Source organism: Spiroplasma sp. hy2 (assembly GCF_044714365.1).
GTDB lineage: Bacteria > Bacillota_I > Bacilli_A > Mycoplasmatales > Mycoplasmataceae > Spiroplasma > Spiroplasma phoeniceum.
In genome coordinates, this window is sequence record NZ_RXFZ02000233.1 from 1 (window position 1) to 1,309 (window position 1,309).

A 1,309-nucleotide genomic window follows, 5' to 3' on the forward strand; every position below is an offset into this window, starting at 1 on the left:
ACSAAGATACTACTTTCGGCGATACAATTAATGTTTGTAATTATCTATACGATAAATATGGGATTGATATAGGACCTGACAATGAAAATGGCATTGTTTGACCTAAAAATGTTAAAGAAGGTGGTGAGATTGTTTTTCCTAGTGGTGTTCGTATTGCTTTTGCTGGCTATGCTAATGGTAATAAAATTATGGGTAAAGTTGGTAAAGGTAGTGGTATTATATCGGCGTGAACAGATGAAATGATACATGCCGAAGAAAAAGAAATTTTAACTGATAAAGAACTAGATAAAAGATATAATAATTTAAGAGTTTCAATGTTTCGTTCAAAAAGTTTAAAAGTATCTTATGAAAAATACACGGATGAAAATGATAATGAACAATATAATTTAGATAATCCTATTCCAGTAAAAGAATTATCTTGGACATTTCAAGAATGAGACAACATAACAAAACAATACATAACMGTAACAACATATTTTCATAAAACATATTCTAATCAATTTACTTTTAATCCTTTTGATAAATACCATGTCTTTTATGAAAAATTTGTAACCCCATATTTACCCTTAAATGAAAGAATTAAAAATATTTTAAAAGAACACAATCAAGTATATTCAGAAAACAAACAAGCATTTAATGGTTTGGGTATTTTTAATTTACGATTAACAATGGGTGCTGTTTGAAATAAAATACCTAATATTACTAAAAAACTTGTTTTAACAAACAAACAAGAACGACCTGATTTATTTGAACTTGAATACTACGGTTTTGAATATAACGATAATGACCCCAGTATTTATGTTTTACGAAATTATCGTAAATATATTAAAGAATATAATTTACAAGATTTTTATAATTCCAATACAAAACAGTATCAATTTGATAGTTATTCAATTGGTGTTGATTATGCTAACGGTAGTGAAGACCACACTGTATTTTTATTTAGTGGCTATAAAATTAATGAAAATAATGAATATGATAAATATTTAATTGAAGAAAATGTTGTTACCCCAAAAAATGCAATGAATTTAAATGAAATAGTTGAACATTATGGACAATGAATAATCAATACTTTTGATAAATTTGATGGTTTTGAATATGCAACATTTCATTATGATATTAATGCCCATGACTTTATGCAAAAATTACAAGAAGATATTTACCCTTATTTAGGCTATAAAATTAAAATGTTTAAAGCCAAAAAACATCAAACTTCGTTGAATAAAGAAGCGGGTATAATCAATCGTGTAACATGAATAAGAAAAATGTTTGTCCAAGGCAAAATATATGGCATATTAGATAATTTYTW

The 1,309-nt window shown here is 26.1% G+C and carries 1 protein-coding gene; it reads left to right on the forward strand.

All coding sequences use genetic code 4. The features are described 5' to 3' along the window. The coding region (locus tag EHV01_RS05680) for a hypothetical protein (protein ID WP_422066613.1) at positions 1 to 1,309 on the forward strand (1,309 nt) is incomplete at both ends.